Genomic DNA, 18,912 nt, shown 5'->3' with positions numbered 1-18,912 from the left:
ACTTTCGGGGTTGACGTGCAGAATAGGTACTGTTGATGATTCTTTTCACATCAGACTAGGAGGCGAAGAGGCATGTCAACTGTTCTTACGAATTTCGAAACATGGAAGCATTTTTTGGAGGACCGTCTTGAGCAGGCGAAGTCGATGGGGATGAACGAAGATACGATTGCCAAGCTGGCATACGAGATCGGTTCTTTCCTTGACGAGAAGGTGGATCCCAAAAATGAGCAAGAGCGTGTGTTGAAGCAGCTATGGGATGTTGGCGATGAATCCGAAAGAAAAACCATTGCAAGGCTGATGGTTAGACTCGTCGAAAAATCGTAATCATCATCATATCGTTGCGGGAAAGCCTCCAAATCGGAGGCTTTTCTGCAATGTTTCTTTGAATGTGCAGGATTATGGCGAATTTTGTAGAATAGACAAGTATACCTGCTATTATTAGAGCTTAGGAAGGTGAAATGAGTTGGAATCAAAGCAATGGTACATGGAATACAAGATACATAAGAACCGACCTGGCTTGCTTGGCGATATTGCTTCATTGCTCGGAATGCTCGAGGTTAACATTATGACGATCAACGGGGTTGAGGATCGAACGAGAGGCATGCTGCTTCAAACGAACGACGACGAGAAGATAGAGCTGCTTGGGAAGATGCTCCGCAAGGTGGACAACATAACGGTCAATAAGTTGAGAACGCCTACCATAGTGGATATTCTTGCTGTTCGTCACGGCCGTTATATCGAACGCGACTCGGATGACCGCAAGACCTTTCGCTTTACGAGAGACGAGCTTGGCATCCTGGTTGATTTCTTGGGAGAAGTGTTCAAGAGGGACGGCAATCATGTCATCGGCCTGAGAGGCATGCCTCGTGTCGGCAAGACGGAATCCATTATTGCAGGCAGCGTGTGCTCCAATAAGCGATGGACCTTCGTATCCTCAACGCTGCTTAGACAGACGGTGCGCAGTCAGTTGTCCGAGGAAGAGATGCAGCCGAATAATATCTTCATCATCGACGGCATCGTCAGCACGGTAAGGTCCAATGACAAGCATCACGCTTTGCTGCAAGAAATTATGGCGATGCCGTCTACGAAGGTAATTGAGCATCCCGATATATTCGTCAAAGAATCGCACTATGATTACAGCCATTTCGATATTATAATTGAATTGCGAAACACGCCGGATGAAGAGATTACCTATGAATCGTTTACCGCCAATTATTCCGAGGAATTCTAATTATTTTGTATAATAAGTTCTTAACTACGTTATTGGAATCGGGATGTGGGTTGTATAGAAAGGAGGCGTTATCATGTCTGATCTAGGCGCATTGCTTCGTCAAGCAAGAGAAGAGCGAGGCTTATCGCTGGACGATATACAGGAAGTGACGAAGATAAGAAAACGCTACTTGGAAGCGATCGAAACGGGCGATTACCGTGTGCTGCCGGGAACGTTCTATGTTCGCGCTTTTGTGAAAAATTATTCGGAAGCCGTCGGTCTTGAGCCGGACGAAGTTCTGCGTTTATATAAACATGAAGTGCCTGCTCCGAACATTCAGCAGGCTGCGGAGCCTATTCCCGCGCGCAAACCGAGAAAGATGAAATCTCAGAAATCAGAGAAACTCGGCAAAATAGGCTTCAATGTTTTGATGTGGAGCTTCCTTGTTTTAATTGTGTTGGTAATATGGTATTATGCGATCAACAAGAAGTCCGATCCGCCAGGAACGGCCGATGATACGCCAATTACCGAGCAATCCAGCGAGCCGAACGCGACGGACGGAACGGGATCGCCGACAGACGACGCAGTCGTGTCGCCAACTCCGCCGCCGCCAACCGCGCCGCCGACTACGGTTGTTTTCAACAGCAAGGTGGGCATTTCCGACCAATATGATATCGGTCCTGCCGGAGTCGCTCACACCGTTGAAATTAAAATTTCAGGAAAATGCTGGGTGGAGGTTCGCTCTGGCGGCACTTCCGGTGAAAAGCTCTTTTACGCTAATGCGCAAGAGGGCTCCGTACAGACTTATGAATTGACGGACACCTTGTACATCAACGTGGGACGTGCCGATTTTGCGGAAATTCGCGTAGACGGCGTGCTTGTTCCGGACACTGACAAGGCTGGCAAGAAGACGATGCTTCTTCAGCCGTTGAAAGAAACCAATACAAATAGCCAAGGAAGCGAGTCGGGCGGATCTATTGGGAGTGAATAGAAGCCGTCACTCATTTCAATAGTAGGGAAGGGAGTGTACATAATGAGTTCAGAAAGCTCGTTCGATATCGTGTCGAAGGTGGAGATGCCGGAGCTTGTCAATGCCATCTCCCAAGCGGAGAAGGAGATTGAGAACCGATTCGACTTTAAGGGAAGCAAGAGCAGCATTGCGCTGGAGAAGGAGGAGCTGGTTGTCGGCTCCGATGACGAATATCGACTGAAGAGCGTGATCGATATTCTATTGTCGAAGATGGTAAAACGCGGCGTTCCAATCAAGAACATGGACTATGGGAAGATCGAGGGCGCCTCGGGCGGCACCGTCAAGCAGCGCATTAAATTGCGTCAGGGCATTGAGCAGGATGTGGCGAAAAAAATCAATATTATGATTCGCGACTCCAAGCTGAAGGTGAAGAGTCAGATTCAAGGCGATCAAATTCGCGTGACAGGTAAAAGCCGCGATGATCTGCAGGCCGTTATGCATATGCTTCGCGGCGCCGATCTTCCGGTCGAGCTTCAATTCACAAATTACAGGTAAGCGGATAGAAGGGATTGGAAGGATTAAACATGAGTGAGCGAGTAAAGGTTGTTACCTTGGGTTGCGAGAAAAATTTGGTGGATTCCGAAATTATGTCAGGCCTGATCCATGAGAGAGGCTATCGTCTCGTGGAAGAAGCGGATGACGCAACGGTTATAATCGTCAACACTTGCGGATTTATCGATGCAGCAAAGGAGGAGTCCGTCAATACGATTCTGGATATGGCCGACAAGAAGGAAACGGGGCGGCTCAAGGCTTTAATCGTATCCGGTTGCTTGACGCAGCGTTACAAGCAGCAATTAATGGAGGAAATGCCGGAGATTGACGGTATCGTCGGAACGGGTGATTTCCACAACATTACGGAAATTGTGGACGAAGCGCTTCATGGCAAGAAGCCGATTCGAGTCGGCAATCCGATATTCAACTATGAACAGAAGCTTCCCAGAATGGTGTCGACGCCGCGTTATTCGGCCTTCGTGAAAATTGCCGAGGGCTGCGACAATGCATGCACCTTCTGCAGCATTCCGATTATGAGAGGCGCCTTCCGCAGCCGGTCCATGGAGTCCATCGTCGCGGAGGTTGAACTGCTCGCTTCACAGGGCGTAAAGGAAATAAGCTTGATCGCCCAGGATTCAACGAATTACGGAACGGATCTGTATGACGGCTTCATGCTGCCCGAATTGCTGAACAGGGTCAGTCAAGTGGAAGGTATTGTGTGGGTTCGGTTGCATTATGCTTACCCGGGCTTCTTCACCGACGAATTGATAGAAGCGATTCGAACGAATCCGAAAATTTGCAAATACATCGACATGCCGCTTCAGCACAGCGAAGATATCATTCTGAAAAGAATGCGCCGACCCGGGAGGCAGCGCGATACCCGCGAGCTCGTTGCGAAAATTCGCAGCGCGATTCCGGATGTCGCTCTACGCACAAGCTTGATCGTGGGCTTTCCCGGTGAAACGGAGGAGGACTTCGAGCGTTTGTGCGAATTCGTGAAGGATATGAAGTTCGACCGTCTTGGCGTATTCGCTTATTCGAGCGAAGAAGACACGCCTGCCGTAAGACTTCCCGATCATGTTCCCGACGAGGTCAAGGAGTGGCGAGTGAACACGCTGATGGAAATTCAGAGAATGGTATCCCGCGACAACAGCAGCAGATATATCGGCAAGGAAATCGATGTATTGGTTGAACGCTATGACGGCAGAAGCGATATCTACGTAGGACGCTCGATGTATGACGCTCCGGAGATTGACGGCGAGGTATTCATCTCGAATTGCTCCTCCGGCATCGGCAACATACAGAAGGTTCGCGTGACGCATGCTTACGAGTTCGACCTGTCCGGGGAGGGAATCGCTTGAATTTAGCTAATCGTATTACGCTTGCACGCATATTCCTGGTTCCGATCATCATGTTTTTCTTGTTGATCAAGGTTGATTTGGGATCTCTGAGCTTTAATGATTTCTCCATTACGTATAACCAGATCGTAGCTGCGATTATTTTCATCGTGGCGGCAAGCACCGACGGCCTTGACGGCTATATCGCGAGAAAAAACAAGATTGTGACGAATTTGGGCAAGCTGCTCGATCCGCTTGCCGACAAGCTTCTAGTGGCCGCCGTGCTTATTTCCCTGGTGGAGATGGATAAGACGAACGCCTTGATCGCGATCGTCATCATTAGCCGCGAGTTCGCCGTAACCGGTCTTCGCCAGATCGCTTTGCTCGAAGGCTCGGTCATGGCTGCAAGCAAATGGGGCAAATGGAAAACAGCTATTCAGATCACGATGATTATATCCATATTAATCAATAATTTCCCGTTTGCTCTTATTGATTTTCCCTTTGATGTCATCGCAAGCTGGGCGGCGGCCCTTATAACGGTATACTCCGGCATTGATTATTTCGTGAAGAATAAGCAGCTTATACCGGTAGAATAATGTAGAAGCACTCCTCGCTCCGGCGGTGAGTGCTTTTCATTCCATACATGGTAACAGACAATACGCGTGACTTGCGCAGAGGAGGGAATAATCAAGGTGAAAGCGGAAATGATTGCGGTAGGCACGGAACTGCTGCTTGGACAAATTGTCAATTCGAACGCTCAGGCCATTTCGATAAAGCTTGCCGAGCTTGGCGTCGATGTGTATTTCCAAACCGTGGTGGGCGATAATCCCGGACGACTGCGCGAAGCCATCGAGATTGGCAGAAGCAGAGCGGAGCTGCTGGTATTCACAGGCGGCCTGGGACCAACGCAGGATGATCTGACGAAGGATGTGCTGGCCGCTTATTTGAATCGGCGGCTTATGCTGCACGAGCCCTCCATGGAGAAGATCGAGAAGCTGTTCTCCTCGCGCGGCATGGCCATGGTAGAAAGCAATCGCAAGCAAGCGATGATGATAGAAGGCTGCGTGCCGCTGGAGAATACGACAGGCTTGGCGGTTGGCAACGGTCTTGCGGTCGATGGAACTTATTATATGCTGCTGCCCGGTCCGCCGAAGGAAATGCAGCCAATGCTGGACGGCGCAGGGACGGATTGGCTTCGATCCCTGCTCGGAGAAGAACGGCCGCTCTATTCCAGGCTTCTCAAGTTCGCCGGAATTGGCGAATCCAATCTGGAAGCCGAGCTGATGGATTTGATTGAATCTCAGGGAGAAACAACGATCGCGCCTTATGCGAAGGAAGGCGAGGTGGCCATTCGAGTGTCGACGAAGGCCTATACGCCCGAGGAGGCGGACGGCAAGCTTGATGTCAGCGTGAACGAAATCATGCGCAGGGCAGGAGACTTCCTGTATGCTCAGGAGGACATTCCGATCGAGGAAGCGATCGTTAGACTGCTTAGAAGCTCTGGACGCCGAATGGCGAGCGCTGAGAGCGTCAGCGGAGGTCTGCTCGGAGAAATGGTCACCAATGTGCCGGGAAGCAGCGGCGAGTATGCAGGCGGCGTAATTACATACACCAATCGAATGAAGCATGTTCTGCTCGGCATTCCGATGTCGCAATTGGAGGGAGAAGGAGCGCCCGGGGCCGTCAGCGAATCAACGGCGGCTATGATGGCGGAGAATGTCAGAGCGCTGCTCGACGTGGATTTTGGCATCGCACTGACAGGCGTCGCCGGTCCAGCCGAATCGGAAGGAAAACCGGTCGGTCTCGTTTATTTTGCGATCGCCGAGAAAGGAAAGCCGACGAAGGTGCATACTACTCATCTTAGCGGCGGCCGGGGAATGATTCGTCTGCGCGCGGTGAAAGCGGCCTTTTACCGCTTATGGCAATCGCTTCAGCAATAATCGATTTCGATGGTTTTCGATTATTTCGCAGAAAATTCCTCAAAGTGGTTGTCAAATGATGGTGACGGCGCTATAATAGCTGTAGTTATCGGAAGAACCGTGGCGAAGATTACTTTGCTGCGGTTTTTTATGTTTTCGCTGGAATGTCGCTTCTGACGCTCTTCGCGTGTTCGAGAAAAATAGCGAATGTGTGTTCGAAAAAAATGTTGGCAACCAGCATGAAATAAGGTATCATACTATTATAAATGGTGAAGGATGTGAGTATATTGGCGGATCGTCGCGCGGCTTTGGATAACGCATTGCGTCAAATCGAGAAACAATTTGGTAAAGGTTCCATTATGAAATTAGGTGAATCCACTCACATGCAGGTGGAAACCGTTCCCAGCGGTTCGCTTGCTTTAGATATCGCTCTTGGAATAGGCGGATTGCCAAGAGGAAGAGTTATTGAGATATACGGGCCGGAATCTTCCGGCAAGACCACGGTTGCGCTTCACGGGATTGCCGAAGTGCAGCGCGTCGGCGGACAAGCCGCTTTTATCGATGCGGAGCATGCGCTCGACCCGCTCTATGCGAGCAAGCTTGGCGTCAATATTGACGACCTTCTCTTGTCGCAGCCGGATACGGGAGAGCAAGCGCTTGAGATTGCGGAAGCGCTTGTGCGCAGCGGCGCCGTCGATATTATCGTCATCGACTCCGTAGCCGCTCTCGTGCCAAAGGCCGAGATCGAAGGCGATATGGGGGATTCCCATGTAGGTCTGCAAGCGCGTTTGATGTCGCAGGCGCTGAGAAAGCTGTCCGGCGCCATCGCGAAATCAAAAACGATTGCGATTTTCATTAACCAGCTTCGCGAAAAGGTTGGCGTCATGTTCGGAAATCCGGAGACAACGCCAGGCGGACGCGCGTTGAAGTTCTACTCCAGCGTACGTCTTGATGTCAGAAGGATCGAGACGTTGAAGCAAGGCAATGACATGGTCGGCAACCGCACGCGGATCAAGGTTGTGAAGAACAAGGTCGCGCCTCCGTTCAAGCAAGCGGAAATCGATATCATGTATGGAGAGGGCATCTCCAAGGAAGGCAGTCTGATCGATATCGGCGTCGAGCATGATATCGTGCAGAAGAGCGGCGCCTGGTTCTCCTACAACGGAGAGCGTTTGGGACAAGGACGCGAGAACGCGAAGCAATACTTGAAGGAGCATGTGGAAGTTGCAGCTCAGATTGAGAAGCAAATTCGCGATGCAAGCAATCTGTCGGCAACTGCCACGCCGGCGAACTTCCAGGAAGAAGAGGAAGACGAGGAGTTCGACGAACTGGATTAATCGAATAACCTGAATGGCATATCGTCCAGCATCGCCGCTCTCTTCCGAGAGCGGCGATGCTGTTGTTAGGGGGAACCAAGATGACCAAGGAAGATGAGGGGAAGCAAGAAAAACAAGAATGGACAATCACATCGGTAAAACGGGATAAGAAGGAAAAACGAAGATATCTTCTGTACGGGGATTATTCGGACGAGCCCTATCTGTCGCTTCATGAAGATCTTCTGATTCGTCATCGGCTGATGAAGGATCAGATCGTATCGGCTGAGCAAGCGAGGGAGATTCGAGAAGAAGATGAGCGATATCGGGCGTATTTGCTCGGAATCGCATATCTTGGTTTGAAACAGAGGACAAGAAAGCAAATTAAGCAATATTTGATCAGGAAAGAACTAGAAGAAATTTATATTGAAGCGGCTCTGGACCGTTTAGAATCCGAGCAACTTGTTGATGATGAAGGATATGCGAGACAATTCGCGGAGAGCAGAATGTCATCCGGCCAGAAGGGCAGGCTGATGATCAGACACGAGCTGCAGCAACGCGGCATATCGAAGGCCGCTGCGGCAGAAGCGCTCTCGGAGCTCAATCGCGAGCAAGAGCTTGCCGCAGCCCGCGTTCTTGCTAGCAAGAAGAGCAGATCGCTGAAGGGCGACGCGAGGACGAGACGAAGCAAGCTTATGGGATTTCTGCTTCGAAGAGGATTTCCAGGAGATATTGTCAGAGATGCGATCAGAACAGCGGACTTGGGAACGGAATCAATCGATGATGAGGAAGATGATGGCGTTTTGCTTGACAATTGAATTTGCGAAAAGATAAAATGAGGTTGTATTCTTTCTACTTTAGAATCAATTTTCCTTCCAAAAGTTGATTCGAATCGATTTTTTTCGTCAAAATGGTACATGATGAGACGGTATCGAAACCGGTTAAAAACCTAATAACATCACGGGGCAAATGCCTTGGTGTATGCAGCAAGGAGGTGAACAAGATGGATGTTAACATCTGGATCTTGATCCTCGCCTGTATCCTTGTTGGCGCATTATTCTTTTTGATTGGTTATTTTTATCGAAAGTCGATTGCCGAGGCGAAAATTTCAAGTGCTGAACAAGCTGCTGTCCAAATCATAGAAAACGCGAAGAAGGAAGCGGAGGCACAGAAAAAGGAAACCGTACTTGAGGCGAAAGACGAAGTCCACAGACTACGTGCGGAAGCTGAAAAGGACATTCGTGAGCGGCGAAATGAAGTACAGCGTCTGGAAAGACGACTGCTTCAGAAAGAGGAGTCGCTTGATAAAAAATTAGACGCGCTGGAGCGCAAAGAAGAAACTGTTGCCAACAAGGAGAAACGAATCGAGGAAACGCAAGATCAGATTGATTCTATTTACAAGCAGCAGCTAAGCGAACTGGAACGTATTTCAAGCTTGTCTATGGAAGAAGCAAGATCGATTATATTGAGCAATGTAGAGCAGGAAGTGCGTCATGAAACTGCGCAGATGATCAAAGATATCGAGCAACAAGCGAAGGAAGAGGCTGACAAGAAGGCACGGGACATCATTTCGCTAGCTATTCAGCGTTGTGCAGCCGATCATGTGGCGGAAACAACCGTATCGGTTGTAACCTTGCCTAATGAAGAGATGAAAGGCCGCATTATTGGACGCGAAGGCCGAAATATCCGCGCTTTGGAAACATTGACCGGTATCGATCTCATTATCGACGATACACCGGAAGCGGTCATTTTGTCGGGATTTGATCCAATCAGACGTGAAATTGCTCGAACATCCCTAGAGAAACTAGTAGCAGACGGTCGTATCCATCCTGCAAGAATCGAAGAAATGGTCGAGAAGTCGCGCAAGGAAATTGATGAACGCGTGCGTGAATACGGCGAGCAAGCGACCTTCGAGGTTGGCGTTCACGGCATTCACCCTGATCTGATCAAAATTCTTGGCCGCTTGAAGTATCGGACAAGTTATGGTCAGAACGTGCTTAAGCATTCCATGGAAGTGGCTTACTTGACGGGACTGATGGCAGCGGAGCTTGGCGAGGATATTACGCTCGCGAAGAGAGCCGGACTGCTTCATGATATCGGCAAGGCGCTTGACCATGAGGTTGAAGGCTCGCATGTCGAAATCGGCGTGGAACTTGCCAAGAAGTACAAGGAGCACCCTGTTGTGATTAACAGTATCGCTTCCCATCACGGCGACACGGAAGCGACTTCCGTTATCGCCATGCTTGTCGGAGCAGCGGACGCATTATCTGCCGCTCGTCCGGGAGCGCGCCGCGAGACGCTGGAGACGTACATCAAACGTCTGGAGAAGCTCGAGGCCATCACGGAATCCTTCGAAGGCGTAGAGAAATCCTATGCCATCCAGGCGGGCCGTGAGGTTCGCGTTATGGTGCAGCCGGAGAAGATCGACGACACGGAAGCATTCCGTCTTGCTCGCGACATTACGAAGAAAATCGAAAGCGAGCTCGATTATCCGGGTCACATCAAAGTAACGGTTATTCGTGAAACAAGAGCAGTGGAATACGCGAAATAAGAAAGAAATACACCTTCGGAAAAGTGGCTGCCAGTCAGCCACTTTTCTGCATGAAAGAAACAATTTAAGGCCACTTATTGAAAAAAGGATGGATTTGCGATGAATGTGCTGTTTATTGGAGATATTGTGGGGAATATAGGCAGGAAGACATTGAAGCAGGTATTGCCTGCTCTTAAGGATAAATACAATCCGCATATAATTATTGTCAACGGCGAGAACGCGGCTGCGGGAAGAGGCATCACAAAAGCCATTGCGAAAGAATTTTTCGAATGGGGCGTTCACGGGATTACAATGGGCAATCATACCTGGGACAACAAAGATATCTTCGAATGGATCGACGACGAGCCAAGAATCGTAAGACCGGCCAACTTCTCTTCGGAAGCGCCCGGCAGAGGCATGGCGATTATCGCCGCCAACGGAAAAAAACTGGCCATCATTAATATACAAGGTCGCGCGTTCCTGCCGCCGATTGATTGTCCGTTCCGCAAGGCGGATGAATTAATCGAGGAGGCTGGAGAGACTACGAAAGCGATTTTGGTCGATTTCCACGCCGAGGCGACATCAGAGAAAATCGCGATGGGCTGGTATTTGGACGGAAGAGCTTCCGTCGTGCTTGGCACGCATACGCATGTACAGACGAATGACGAGACGATCCTGCCTGGCGGAACGGCTTATATTACCGATGTGGGCATGGTCGGCTCCAAGGAAGGCGTGCTTGGCATGGAGAAGGCGGCGGTGCTGCATCGCTTTCTTACTCAGCTTCCATCGAGGTTCGTGGTGGATGAAGGCAAGTGGCATCTGCATGGCTTATCGCTGCAAATTGACGAAGCGACGGGCTCGGCTACGAAAATTACCAAAATCAGATTAACCGAAGATGAATGGCTTGTGATGTAGAAAGCAGGAATCTTTCTCCTTTCCTCGAATAGTATTTTAGAAGTGGAATCCATCCAACATTCTAGGGGAGGTACTTTTCATGGATGTATTAAAGGTATCAGCCAAGTCGAATCCGAACTCTGTTGCCGGCGCGTTGGCAGGCGTTCTACGTGAGCGTGGAGGCGCGGAGCTTCAAGCGATCGGCGCCGGAGCGCTCAATCAAGCGATTAAAGCGGTCGCGATTGCCCGTGGATTTGTTGCACCTAGCGGAGTGGATCTGATCTGTATTCCAGCCTTCACGGACATCGTCATAGATGGCGAGGATCGAACAGCAATCAAATTAATTGTAGAGCCGCGCTGAATGCCGCGGATTATTGTCTATGAACCTGTTTGCGATTTTAAAGTAAACAGGTTTTTTGTTTTTTTCATTTCATAGCAGAAAGGTAGAGTGGACAAGCATGAATATAATTGATTTCCATTGCGACGCTTTATTGAAAATGCTTGAGAATAAAACGCTGACCTTTGACGAAGCAGAGAATGAAGGCGTAATGGATGTTACGTATGAGAGATTGCGCGAAGCGGGTACGCTGCTGCAAACCTTTGCGATATTTATCCCGCCGGAGCAGGATGGCGACATGGTTCCGATTCTGGAAAGCATCGACATCTTCTATGAGAAGGTGCTGAGCTGCGAGAGAATGATGCTGGTTCGCACTGCAGCAGATTTGGAAGCTTGTTTGGAGCAGGGCAAGACAGGGGCGCTATTGTCGCTTGAGGGCGTAGGGGGCTTGCAAGGCAATCTGTCTCTTCTGCGACTTCTTCACCGGCTTGGCGTGCGCGCCGCGGGTCTGACCTGGAATCATGCGAATTGGGCTGCCGACGGCGTGATGGAGCCAAGAGGAGGCGGATTAACGCTGAGGGGCAGAGAGTTCGTGAAAGAATGCGAGCGTCTGGGCATCATCGTGGATGTGTCGCATCTATCCGAACAAGCCTTCTGGGATGTGGAGGGACTCGCTCAGCGGCCATTCATCGCTTCTCATTCCAATGCCAAGGCAATATGCGATCATCCGAGAAATCTGACGGACGATCAGTTGAAGGCGACATTCTCCCATGGGGGAAGGGTAGGCGTCACGTATGTGCCTTATTTCGTAGCCGCCGGCAAAGAAACTGTCGAAATCTCCGATCTTCTGCGTCATATCGATTATATGTGCGGCCTTGGCGGTGAGCCGTATATCATGCTCGGCTCCGATTTCGACGGCATTGCTTCGCATATATCGGGCTTGACTCATCCCGGACAGGTGGAGACGCTGCGGGAGGCGCTATTGCAGAATTATACGGAAGAACAGGTTAAGGGCTTTATGCATAACAATGCGCTCGCTTTCCTGAGAAGTCAGTTGACGGGTGGCTGATTAGAGGTTCCATCTCCAAACGGTATCATATCCATCGCAACAAACTATGCTTTGCTAAACGTTTACATCTTGCAATTTGCAGATGATGCCCTTACACTTGGTGTGATCATTAACATTGCATCCCTAATAGGCTGGGCTTATTGCAGGTTTCCGGCATTCGTATTTTCATTTGACAGAGGAGATGGACATTCTGATTAGTCAATTGTCTTGGAAGATCGGCGGCCAGCAAGGCGAAGGCGTAGAGAGCACCGACCGAATCTTCTCCACAGCACTGAATCGTTTGGGCTATTATTTATACGGTTATCGTCATTTCTCATCGCGTATCAAAGGCGGTCATACGAATAACAAAATTCGAATCAGCACGGAGCCGATTCGCGCAATTTCGGATGATCTCGACATCCTGGTCGCATTCGATCAAGAGAGCATCGATTTGAATGCCGGAGAGCTTCGCGCAGGCGGCGTTGTGGTGGCGGACGCGAAGTTCAGTCCGGTCATTCCGGATGGAATAGACGCGACGCTGTTCGCTGTGCCGTTCACCAAGATCGCGGAGGGTCTGGGCACATCTCTAATGAAGAATATGGTAGCCTCAGGCGCCTCATGGGCGCTTCTTGGTCTGCCGCTTGATGTATTCAACAAGGCGGTTGAGGAGGAGTTCGGACGCAAGGGAGCGGCCATCGTCGAGAAGAATATCGAAGCCGTCAAGAACGGCGCCGAATTCGTGCTTGAACAGGCGGGCGGTCCGCTTGACGCGTTCAAGCTGGACGAAGCCGACGGCAAGCAGAAGCTGTTCATGATCGGCAACGAAGCGATAGGTCTCGGAAGTCTGGCTGCGGGCTGCCGGCTTATGGCGGCATATCCAATCACGCCAGCTTCGGAGATTATGGAATATTTGATCAAGAAGCTGCCGAAATTCGGCGGAACAGTCGTGCAAACCGAGGATGAAATCGCGGCCGTTACGATGGCGATTGGAGCGAATTACGCAGGCGTGCGCACCATGACGGCATCGGCCGGACCGGGCTTGTCCCTCATGATGGAGGCGATCGGGCTTGCCGGAATGACGGAAACGCCGCTTGTCATTGTGAATACGCAGAGAGGCGGTCCATCGACGGGGTTGCCGACGAAGCAAGAACAATCGGATCTCAACGCGATGGTATACGGTACGCACGGCGAAATTCCGAAAATTGTCATTGCTCCCGCTTCCATAGAGGATTGCTTCTACGATATGATCGAAGCGTTCAATCTGTCCGAGCAATATCAGGTGCCGGTCATCGTCATGACGGATTTGCAGCTTTCGCTCGGCAAGCAATCCTGCGAACCGCTAGATTATAATAAAATCGCTATTGACCGCGGCAAGCTCACTGCTGAGGCGCCGACTCTTGAAGCGAACGAGCTGTTCAAGCGTTACGAGCTCACGGAGGACGGCGTGTCTCCGAGAATATTGCCAGGCGAAATCGGCGGGCTGCATCATGTGACCGGCGTCGAGCATGATGAAGTGGGCCGTCCATCCGAGAATGCGGGCAATCGTCAGCGTATGATGGATAAACGACTGAACAAGCTGAACAACCTTGCCATTCGCGACGCGATACGAGTCGACGCGAAGGAAGCGAAGCCCGACCTGCTCATTATCGGCATGGGATCGACCGGCGGCACGATCGATGCTGCTCGCAAGCTGCTTGAGAAGGATGGCATCAAGACCAATCATATTACGGTCCGTCAAATTCATCCGTTCCCGACAGAGCAATTGAAGCCTTATCTGGAGCAAGCGAAGAAGGTGCTTGTCATCGAGAACAATGCGACTGCGCAATTGGCCGGGCAGATCAAGATGCACGCAGGCTGCGCGGAGAAGATCGAAAGCATGCTGAAATACGACGGGAATCCGTTCCTGCCGCTTGAAATCTATAAAGCCTGCAAGGAGCTGAACTGATATGGCAACATTTAAAGACTTCCGCAATAATGTCAAGCCGAATTGGTGTCCCGGATGCGGCGACTTCTCCATTCAAGCAGCGATACAGCGCGCTTCGGCGGCCGTCGGACTGGAGCCTGAACAGCTTGCCGTCATTTCCGGCATCGGCTGCTCCGGCAGAATTTCCGGCTATATTAACGCGTACGGCTTCCATGGCATTCACGGACGCGCGCTGCCAATCGCGCAGGGCGTTAAGCTGGCGAACCGCGAATTGACGGTTATAGCTTCCGGCGGCGACGGCGACGGCTTCGCGATCGGCATGGGTCACACCGTTCATGCGATCAGAAGAAATCTGAACATTACCTATATCGTCATGGATAACCAGATTTACGGGCTGACCAAGGGTCAGACATCGCCTAGAAGCGGAGAAGGCTTCAAAACCAAATCGACGCCGCAAGGCTCGATTGAGTCGACGCTTTCCCCGCTGGAGATCGCGATGTCGGCAGGCGCGACCTTCGTCGCGCAGTCCTTCTCCAGCGACATTAAGCAGCTAACGAGTCTGATCGAGCAGGGCATTCAGCATGAAGGCTTCTCGCTCATTAATGTCTTCAGTCCTTGCGTGACCTTCAATAAGGTGAACACGTATGACTGGTTCAAGGAAAATATCGTTAATCTCGAGCAATTCCCGGATTATGACGCGTCCAACCGAATCGCGGCTATGAACAAGATTATGGAAACGGGCGGCCTGCTCACCGGTCTCATCTATCAGAACAAAGAACGAAAGGCATATGAGGATATGATTGCGGGCTTCCAACCGGAAGGACTGTCAAAGCAGGACTTAACTCTGAGCCAGGCGCAATTCAATGAGCTTGTAGCCGAGTTTAAATAAATGCTACACTTGACATGCGGCTGCTTTGCAGCCGCATGTTTTGCATTTCATTGACGGTAGAGGCAACCAGCCTCGCTTATCATTGACAGATTGGATGTGTAGGAATGATGAAGAAAACAGTGCCGGTTGGCGTATCCGCAAGACATATTCACTTGACGCAAGAGCATGTGGAGAAATTGTTCGGCGCAGGGGCCGAGCTATCGATCATGAAGCCGTTGTCCCAGCCGGGACAGTTCGCCGCGAATGAAACGGTTGCCGTCATCGGTCCCAAGGGCTCGTTCGCCAAGGTTCGTATATTGGGACCGGTTAGAAAGCAGTCCCAGTTAGAGATATCGCGCACGGATTCGTTCGCCCTCGGCGTAAATCCCCCGCTTCGCGAGTCCGGCAATATCGCAGGATCGGCGGCAATCAAGCTGCAAGGACCGGCCGGAGAAGTAGAGCTGGAGGAAGGCGTTATCATTGCCGCCCGTCACATTCACTTTCATACGGAGGATGCGAAGAAATTCGGAGTAGCCGACAAGCAGCAGCTGCGAGTTCGCGTCGGAGGAGAACGCGGCGTTGTGTTCGAGCATGTGATTGCGAGGGTGTCGGACAATTTTGCACTGGACATGCATATCGATACGGATGAAGCGAACGCGGCAGGCGTGCAGAATGGCGAGCTTGCGGAAATTCTGGATGAAGGATAACATGGCTTTGGATTGACCGAATCTGGCCGCAAGGCTACAATGGATATGTGGATTCTGGGGGGACAATTGTCCGAATCGATCCTGCAAACCCCAAAGCAAGAGTAAAGTCGGAGCAGGGAATCCGCAGCATTCGATGAAGGAGTGAGGACAATGGCTGCTCCAGAACAGTGTAGGTTGAAAGATCATTTAAACCATGCCATTCTTCAAACGGCACACAGGTTGTTCAATGAATACGGCGTCGAAGAAGTCAGCATGCATCAAATTGCGAAAGGCGCTGGAATCGGTCAAGGAACGCTGTACCGTCGTTATTCGAATAAGGCGGATCTCTGTATGGATATGATGTTCGATTACTTCGAGAGCTTTCGCCGGGATATTGAGGATGATTTGCGGAGAAATGCGGAGAAGTCGGTCGATCAGAAATTGAAAAGCGTAATTAGCCAGATTATCGCATTCATTGCGGATAAAGCAATGTGGCTCGGCACCATTCAAGCCGAACAGATTCATCCGAAAAGCAAGGATGAATTTTGCAAGTCCAAGCCCTATTTGTTTCTTCATGGCGTACTTCATGGTTTGCTGCTTCAAGCGGTGCAGGAAGGGGATTGCGCGCAGCTCGATCCGAATTTTGCGGCGCATGCGTTAATTGGCTTCCTGTCTCCTTATACTTATCAGCATTTGGTTCAGGACCAGGGTTATACGCAGGCTGAGGTAGAGAAGCATTTCAATGAAATGCTCATTACGCCGTTGTTTCGCAAAAAGATGGCATAAGCATTCGATTGGCAATGGCTGTGACGACTGTAATTATGCTATAATCATATATTGATTGTTCGGATATCAGTATGAGGATGTGAGTTGCGCATATGGCTACCTTCGAAGACGCTTCAAATGCGAAAGCGAGTGCCACCAAGAAGGATTACTCGAAATACTTCGATTTCTCGGAAGCTAAACTCATTAGCGAAGAGGACGGCATAACAACCCTTCGTATCAAGGGGCGAAATATACAGATCAACGCCGCGCCGTCTCATCAGAATGAGAAGAAGCGGGGCAAGGAAGAGATACAGGTTCATTATGATTTCAACATTGCGGACGAGCTGCGCGAGTTGGGCAGAGGCAAGCATTATTTGGTCCAAACCTATGGCTGCCAGATGAACGAGCATGACACCGAAGTGATGAAAGGCATGTTCGAGGGAATGGGTTACGAGGAAACGCAGGACAGGAAGCAAGCGGATGTCATCTTGCTGAATACATGCGCGATTCGGGAGAATGCGGAGGACAAGGTATTCGGCGAGCTGGGGCATCTGAAGGTGCTGAAGACGGAGAAGCCGGACCTCATTCTCGGGGTATGCGGCTGCATGTCCCAGGAAGAATCGGTTGTATCTCGCATCCTGCAGAAGCACGCCTTCGTGGATCTTATCTTCGGCACGCATAATATTCATCGACTTCCGCAGCTTCTGCAGAGCGCCTATTTCAGCAAGGAGCTTGTTGTGGAGGTATGGTCGAAGGAAGGCGACATTATCGAGAACATGCCGAAGAAACGCGAGGGGCTAAGAGCATGGGTCAACATTATGTACGGCTGCGACAAGTTCTGCACCTACTGCATCGTTCCTTATACGAGAGGCAAGGAGCGAAGTCGGCGTCCCGATGATGTCATCGCGGAGGTTCGCGAGCTTGCAAGGCAGGGCTATAAGGAGATTACGCTGCTCGGCCAGAATGTGAATGCCTACGGCAAGGATTTCGAGGATATCAACTATCTCTTCGGCGATCTTATGGATGAAATCTCGAAGATTGATATACCGCGCGTCCGCTTTATGACCAGCCATCCGCGCGATTTCGACGATCATCTGATCGAAGTGCTGGCCAAGGGAGGCAATCTCGTCGAGCATATCCATTTGCCGGTTCAATCGGGAAGCACCGAGATGCTGAAGCGGATGAGCCGGAAATACACGCGGGAGATGTATCTCGAGCTTGTCGGGCGCATTAAGCAAGCGATTCCGAATGTCATGCTCTCTACCGATATTATCGTCGGCTTCCCAGGCGAGACGGAGGAGCAATTCGAGGACACCTTGTCCCTGGTTCGAGAGGTCGGCTTTGATTCCGCCTATACGTTCATCTACTCGCCCCGCGTTGGAACGCCTGCGGCGAGCATGGAGGACAACGTGCCGATGGAGATCAAGAAACGTCGTTTGCAGCGCTTGAACGAGCTTCTAGGCGCTTTGGCAAGGGAGAGCAACGAAGCGTTAACCGGTCAAGTGATTGATGTGCTCATCGAGGGAGAAAGCAAGAATAACGCTCAAATACTATCCGGCCGCACGCGCACGAACAAGCTGGTGCACCTGGCAGGACCGAAGGAATGGATCGGTTCCTTCATTAAGGCGAGAGTGACCGACGCTCAAACCTGGTATATTAAAGCGGATGCAATCGACGCAGCCAAAGAAGAAGCCGTAAGCCAGATAAGTTGAAAAAAAGATTGATCGTCTCTCGCAGCAGCCTGTCTGTAAGAAACAAAAGTTCAACTTGGATAGCGTAAGACGACCTATAATAGGAGAGATGAACATGTCAGAACAAAGTCTGAAGGCAAATCAAGGGGAAGCCCATCATCATGAGCATTCCGGAGGCGATTATTGCAGCAGCATTCCTGCCGAATTTCAAAATATCCCTTCCTTCAACACACGCGATTTGATCGTGAAGGAAGATATTATGGCGAAGGTGAACGAGCTTGCAGGGGCGATCTACACCTCGGAAGAGGTTCAGCATTATCGCCGCGCGGAGCAGCAGATCAACAAGAACGAACGCGTTCAATCGCTGATCAATCTCATTAAGAAAAAGCAAAAGGAAGTTGTGGCTTTCGAAACGACGTTCAAAAATGCGGATATGGTGAAGAAGATTGAAGCAGAGATGGAGCAGCTTCAGGATGAGCTCGACGCGATTCCAATCGTTTCCGAATTCCAGCAAAGCCAGGCAGACATTAATTATTTGCTTCAGCTTGTCGTATCGAGCATTCGCGATACTGTTTCGGAGAAAATTAATGTCGAGAACGCTTCCGAAGCGCAGGATCCGGAGAATTGCAGCGACTGAATGAAGCTGATTGCTGCTAGGCCATTGCGACAAAGCAACAATGGGCTCTAACGGTGAACTGCAAAAAAAAAATCCCGAAATCGATGGCTTCGATTTTGGGTTTTTTTGTAGTGCGCGCCTAGCCAAGCTAGGCACAACTAGCCGGTGAAAGTCCGGTCGAGGTAAGAGCCAAGTCGCCTCGTAGCTGACAGGCAACTGGTGGAGAGATCCTAAGGTTGAAGCCCTGTGACA

General features: G+C 50.5%; 19 protein-coding genes. All 19 read left to right on the top strand.

Features of this window, described 5'->3' with window-relative positions:
* Window positions 1-72 precede the first annotated feature (72 nt).
* The 19 genes from HFP08_RS19020 (at window position 73) to HFP08_RS18930 (ending at window position 18,681) form a co-directional block, all read left to right on the top strand.
* Entirely contained in the window at window positions 73-324 is a 252-nt protein-coding gene (locus HFP08_RS19020; RefSeq protein ID WP_168122190.1) for a DUF3243 domain-containing protein, read from the top strand.
* Window positions 325-463: 139 nt separating this feature from the next.
* Complete coding sequence (locus HFP08_RS19015; RefSeq protein WP_168122189.1) at window positions 464-1,231, top strand: DUF3388 domain-containing protein; 768 nt, start codon at window positions 464-466, stop codon at window positions 1,229-1,231.
* A 73-nt stretch (window positions 1,232-1,304) separates the two neighbouring features.
* Window positions 1,305-2,201 (top strand): helix-turn-helix domain-containing protein, encoded by an 897-nt coding sequence (locus HFP08_RS19010; RefSeq protein WP_168122188.1) that lies wholly within the window; start codon window positions 1,305-1,307, stop codon window positions 2,199-2,201.
* A 42-nt stretch (window positions 2,202-2,243) separates the two neighbouring features.
* Complete coding sequence (locus tag HFP08_RS19005; protein WP_168122187.1) at window positions 2,244-2,735, top strand: YajQ family cyclic di-GMP-binding protein; 492 nt, start codon at window positions 2,244-2,246, stop codon at window positions 2,733-2,735.
* Window positions 2,736-2,764: 29 nt separating this feature from the next.
* Entirely contained in the window at window positions 2,765-4,093 is a 1,329-nt protein-coding gene (gene rimO / locus HFP08_RS19000) for a 30S ribosomal protein S12 methylthiotransferase RimO (RefSeq protein ID WP_168122186.1), read from the top strand.
* A complete protein-coding gene (gene pgsA, locus HFP08_RS18995; protein ID WP_168122185.1) occupies window positions 4,090-4,665 on the top strand; it encodes a CDP-diacylglycerol--glycerol-3-phosphate 3-phosphatidyltransferase in 576 nt (191 codons plus the stop codon). Before rimO ends, pgsA begins: the two co-directional genes overlap by 4 nt.
* Window positions 4,666-4,761: 96 nt before the next feature.
* Window positions 4,762-6,009 (top strand): competence/damage-inducible protein A, encoded by a 1,248-nt coding sequence (locus tag HFP08_RS18990; RefSeq protein WP_168122184.1) that lies wholly within the window; start codon window positions 4,762-4,764, stop codon window positions 6,007-6,009.
* Between the two features lie 266 nt (window positions 6,010-6,275).
* Window positions 6,276-7,325 (top strand): recombinase RecA, encoded by a 1,050-nt coding sequence (recA, locus tag HFP08_RS18985; protein WP_277345867.1) that lies wholly within the window; start codon window positions 6,276-6,278, stop codon window positions 7,323-7,325.
* Window positions 7,326-7,405: 80 nt separating this feature from the next.
* Complete coding sequence (locus HFP08_RS18980; RefSeq protein WP_168122182.1) at window positions 7,406-8,119, top strand: RecX family transcriptional regulator; 714 nt, start codon at window positions 7,406-7,408, stop codon at window positions 8,117-8,119.
* 185 nt (window positions 8,120-8,304) lie between these two features.
* A complete protein-coding gene (gene rny, locus HFP08_RS18975) occupies window positions 8,305-9,852 on the top strand; it encodes a ribonuclease Y (protein WP_168122181.1) in 1,548 nt (515 codons plus the stop codon).
* A 99-nt stretch (window positions 9,853-9,951) separates the two neighbouring features.
* Window positions 9,952-10,746: a TIGR00282 family metallophosphoesterase gene (locus tag HFP08_RS18970; RefSeq protein WP_168122180.1), complete on the top strand. Its 795-nt coding sequence runs from the start codon at window positions 9,952-9,954 to the stop codon at window positions 10,744-10,746.
* Window positions 10,747-10,825: 79 nt separating this feature from the next.
* Window positions 10,826-11,086 (top strand): stage V sporulation protein S, encoded by a 261-nt coding sequence (locus HFP08_RS18965; RefSeq protein ID WP_006036664.1) that lies wholly within the window; start codon window positions 10,826-10,828, stop codon window positions 11,084-11,086.
* Between the two features lie 97 nt (window positions 11,087-11,183).
* The gene (locus tag HFP08_RS18960) at window positions 11,184-12,131 is read left to right on the top strand and encodes a dipeptidase (RefSeq protein WP_168122179.1); all 948 of its coding nucleotides are present in this window, start codon (window positions 11,184-11,186) and stop codon (window positions 12,129-12,131) included.
* A gap of 190 nt (window positions 12,132-12,321) precedes the next feature.
* Window positions 12,322-14,055, top strand: a complete 1,734-nt coding sequence (locus HFP08_RS18955) for a 2-oxoacid:acceptor oxidoreductase subunit alpha (protein WP_168122314.1) — start codon at window positions 12,322-12,324, stop codon at window positions 14,053-14,055.
* 1 nt (window position 14,056) lies between these two features.
* Window positions 14,057-14,923, top strand: coding sequence for a 2-oxoacid:ferredoxin oxidoreductase subunit beta (locus tag HFP08_RS18950; protein ID WP_168122178.1), 867 nt, complete (start codon window positions 14,057-14,059; stop codon window positions 14,921-14,923).
* Window positions 14,924-15,030: 107 nt separating this feature from the next.
* A complete protein-coding gene (gene pduL / locus HFP08_RS18945; RefSeq protein ID WP_168122313.1) occupies window positions 15,031-15,609 on the top strand; it encodes a phosphate propanoyltransferase in 579 nt (192 codons plus the stop codon).
* 150 nt (window positions 15,610-15,759) lie between these two features.
* Window positions 15,760-16,374, top strand: coding sequence for a TetR/AcrR family transcriptional regulator (locus HFP08_RS18940; protein WP_168122177.1), 615 nt, complete (start codon window positions 15,760-15,762; stop codon window positions 16,372-16,374).
* Between the two features lie 92 nt (window positions 16,375-16,466).
* Entirely contained in the window at window positions 16,467-18,065 is a 1,599-nt protein-coding gene (gene miaB, locus HFP08_RS18935; protein WP_168122176.1) for a tRNA (N6-isopentenyl adenosine(37)-C2)-methylthiotransferase MiaB, read from the top strand.
* A gap of 94 nt (window positions 18,066-18,159) precedes the next feature.
* The gene (locus tag HFP08_RS18930) at window positions 18,160-18,681 is read left to right on the top strand and encodes a YlbF/YmcA family competence regulator (RefSeq protein WP_168122175.1); all 522 of its coding nucleotides are present in this window, start codon (window positions 18,160-18,162) and stop codon (window positions 18,679-18,681) included.
* The last annotated feature ends 231 nt before the right edge of the window (window positions 18,682-18,912 follow it).

Source organism: Paenibacillus sp. HB172176, from assembly GCF_011947265.1.
Lineage (GTDB): Bacteria > Bacillota > Bacilli > Paenibacillales > Paenibacillaceae > Pristimantibacillus.
The sequence above is the reverse complement of the archived record's forward strand: the minus strand, read 5'-3'. Positions and strand labels throughout refer to the sequence as shown.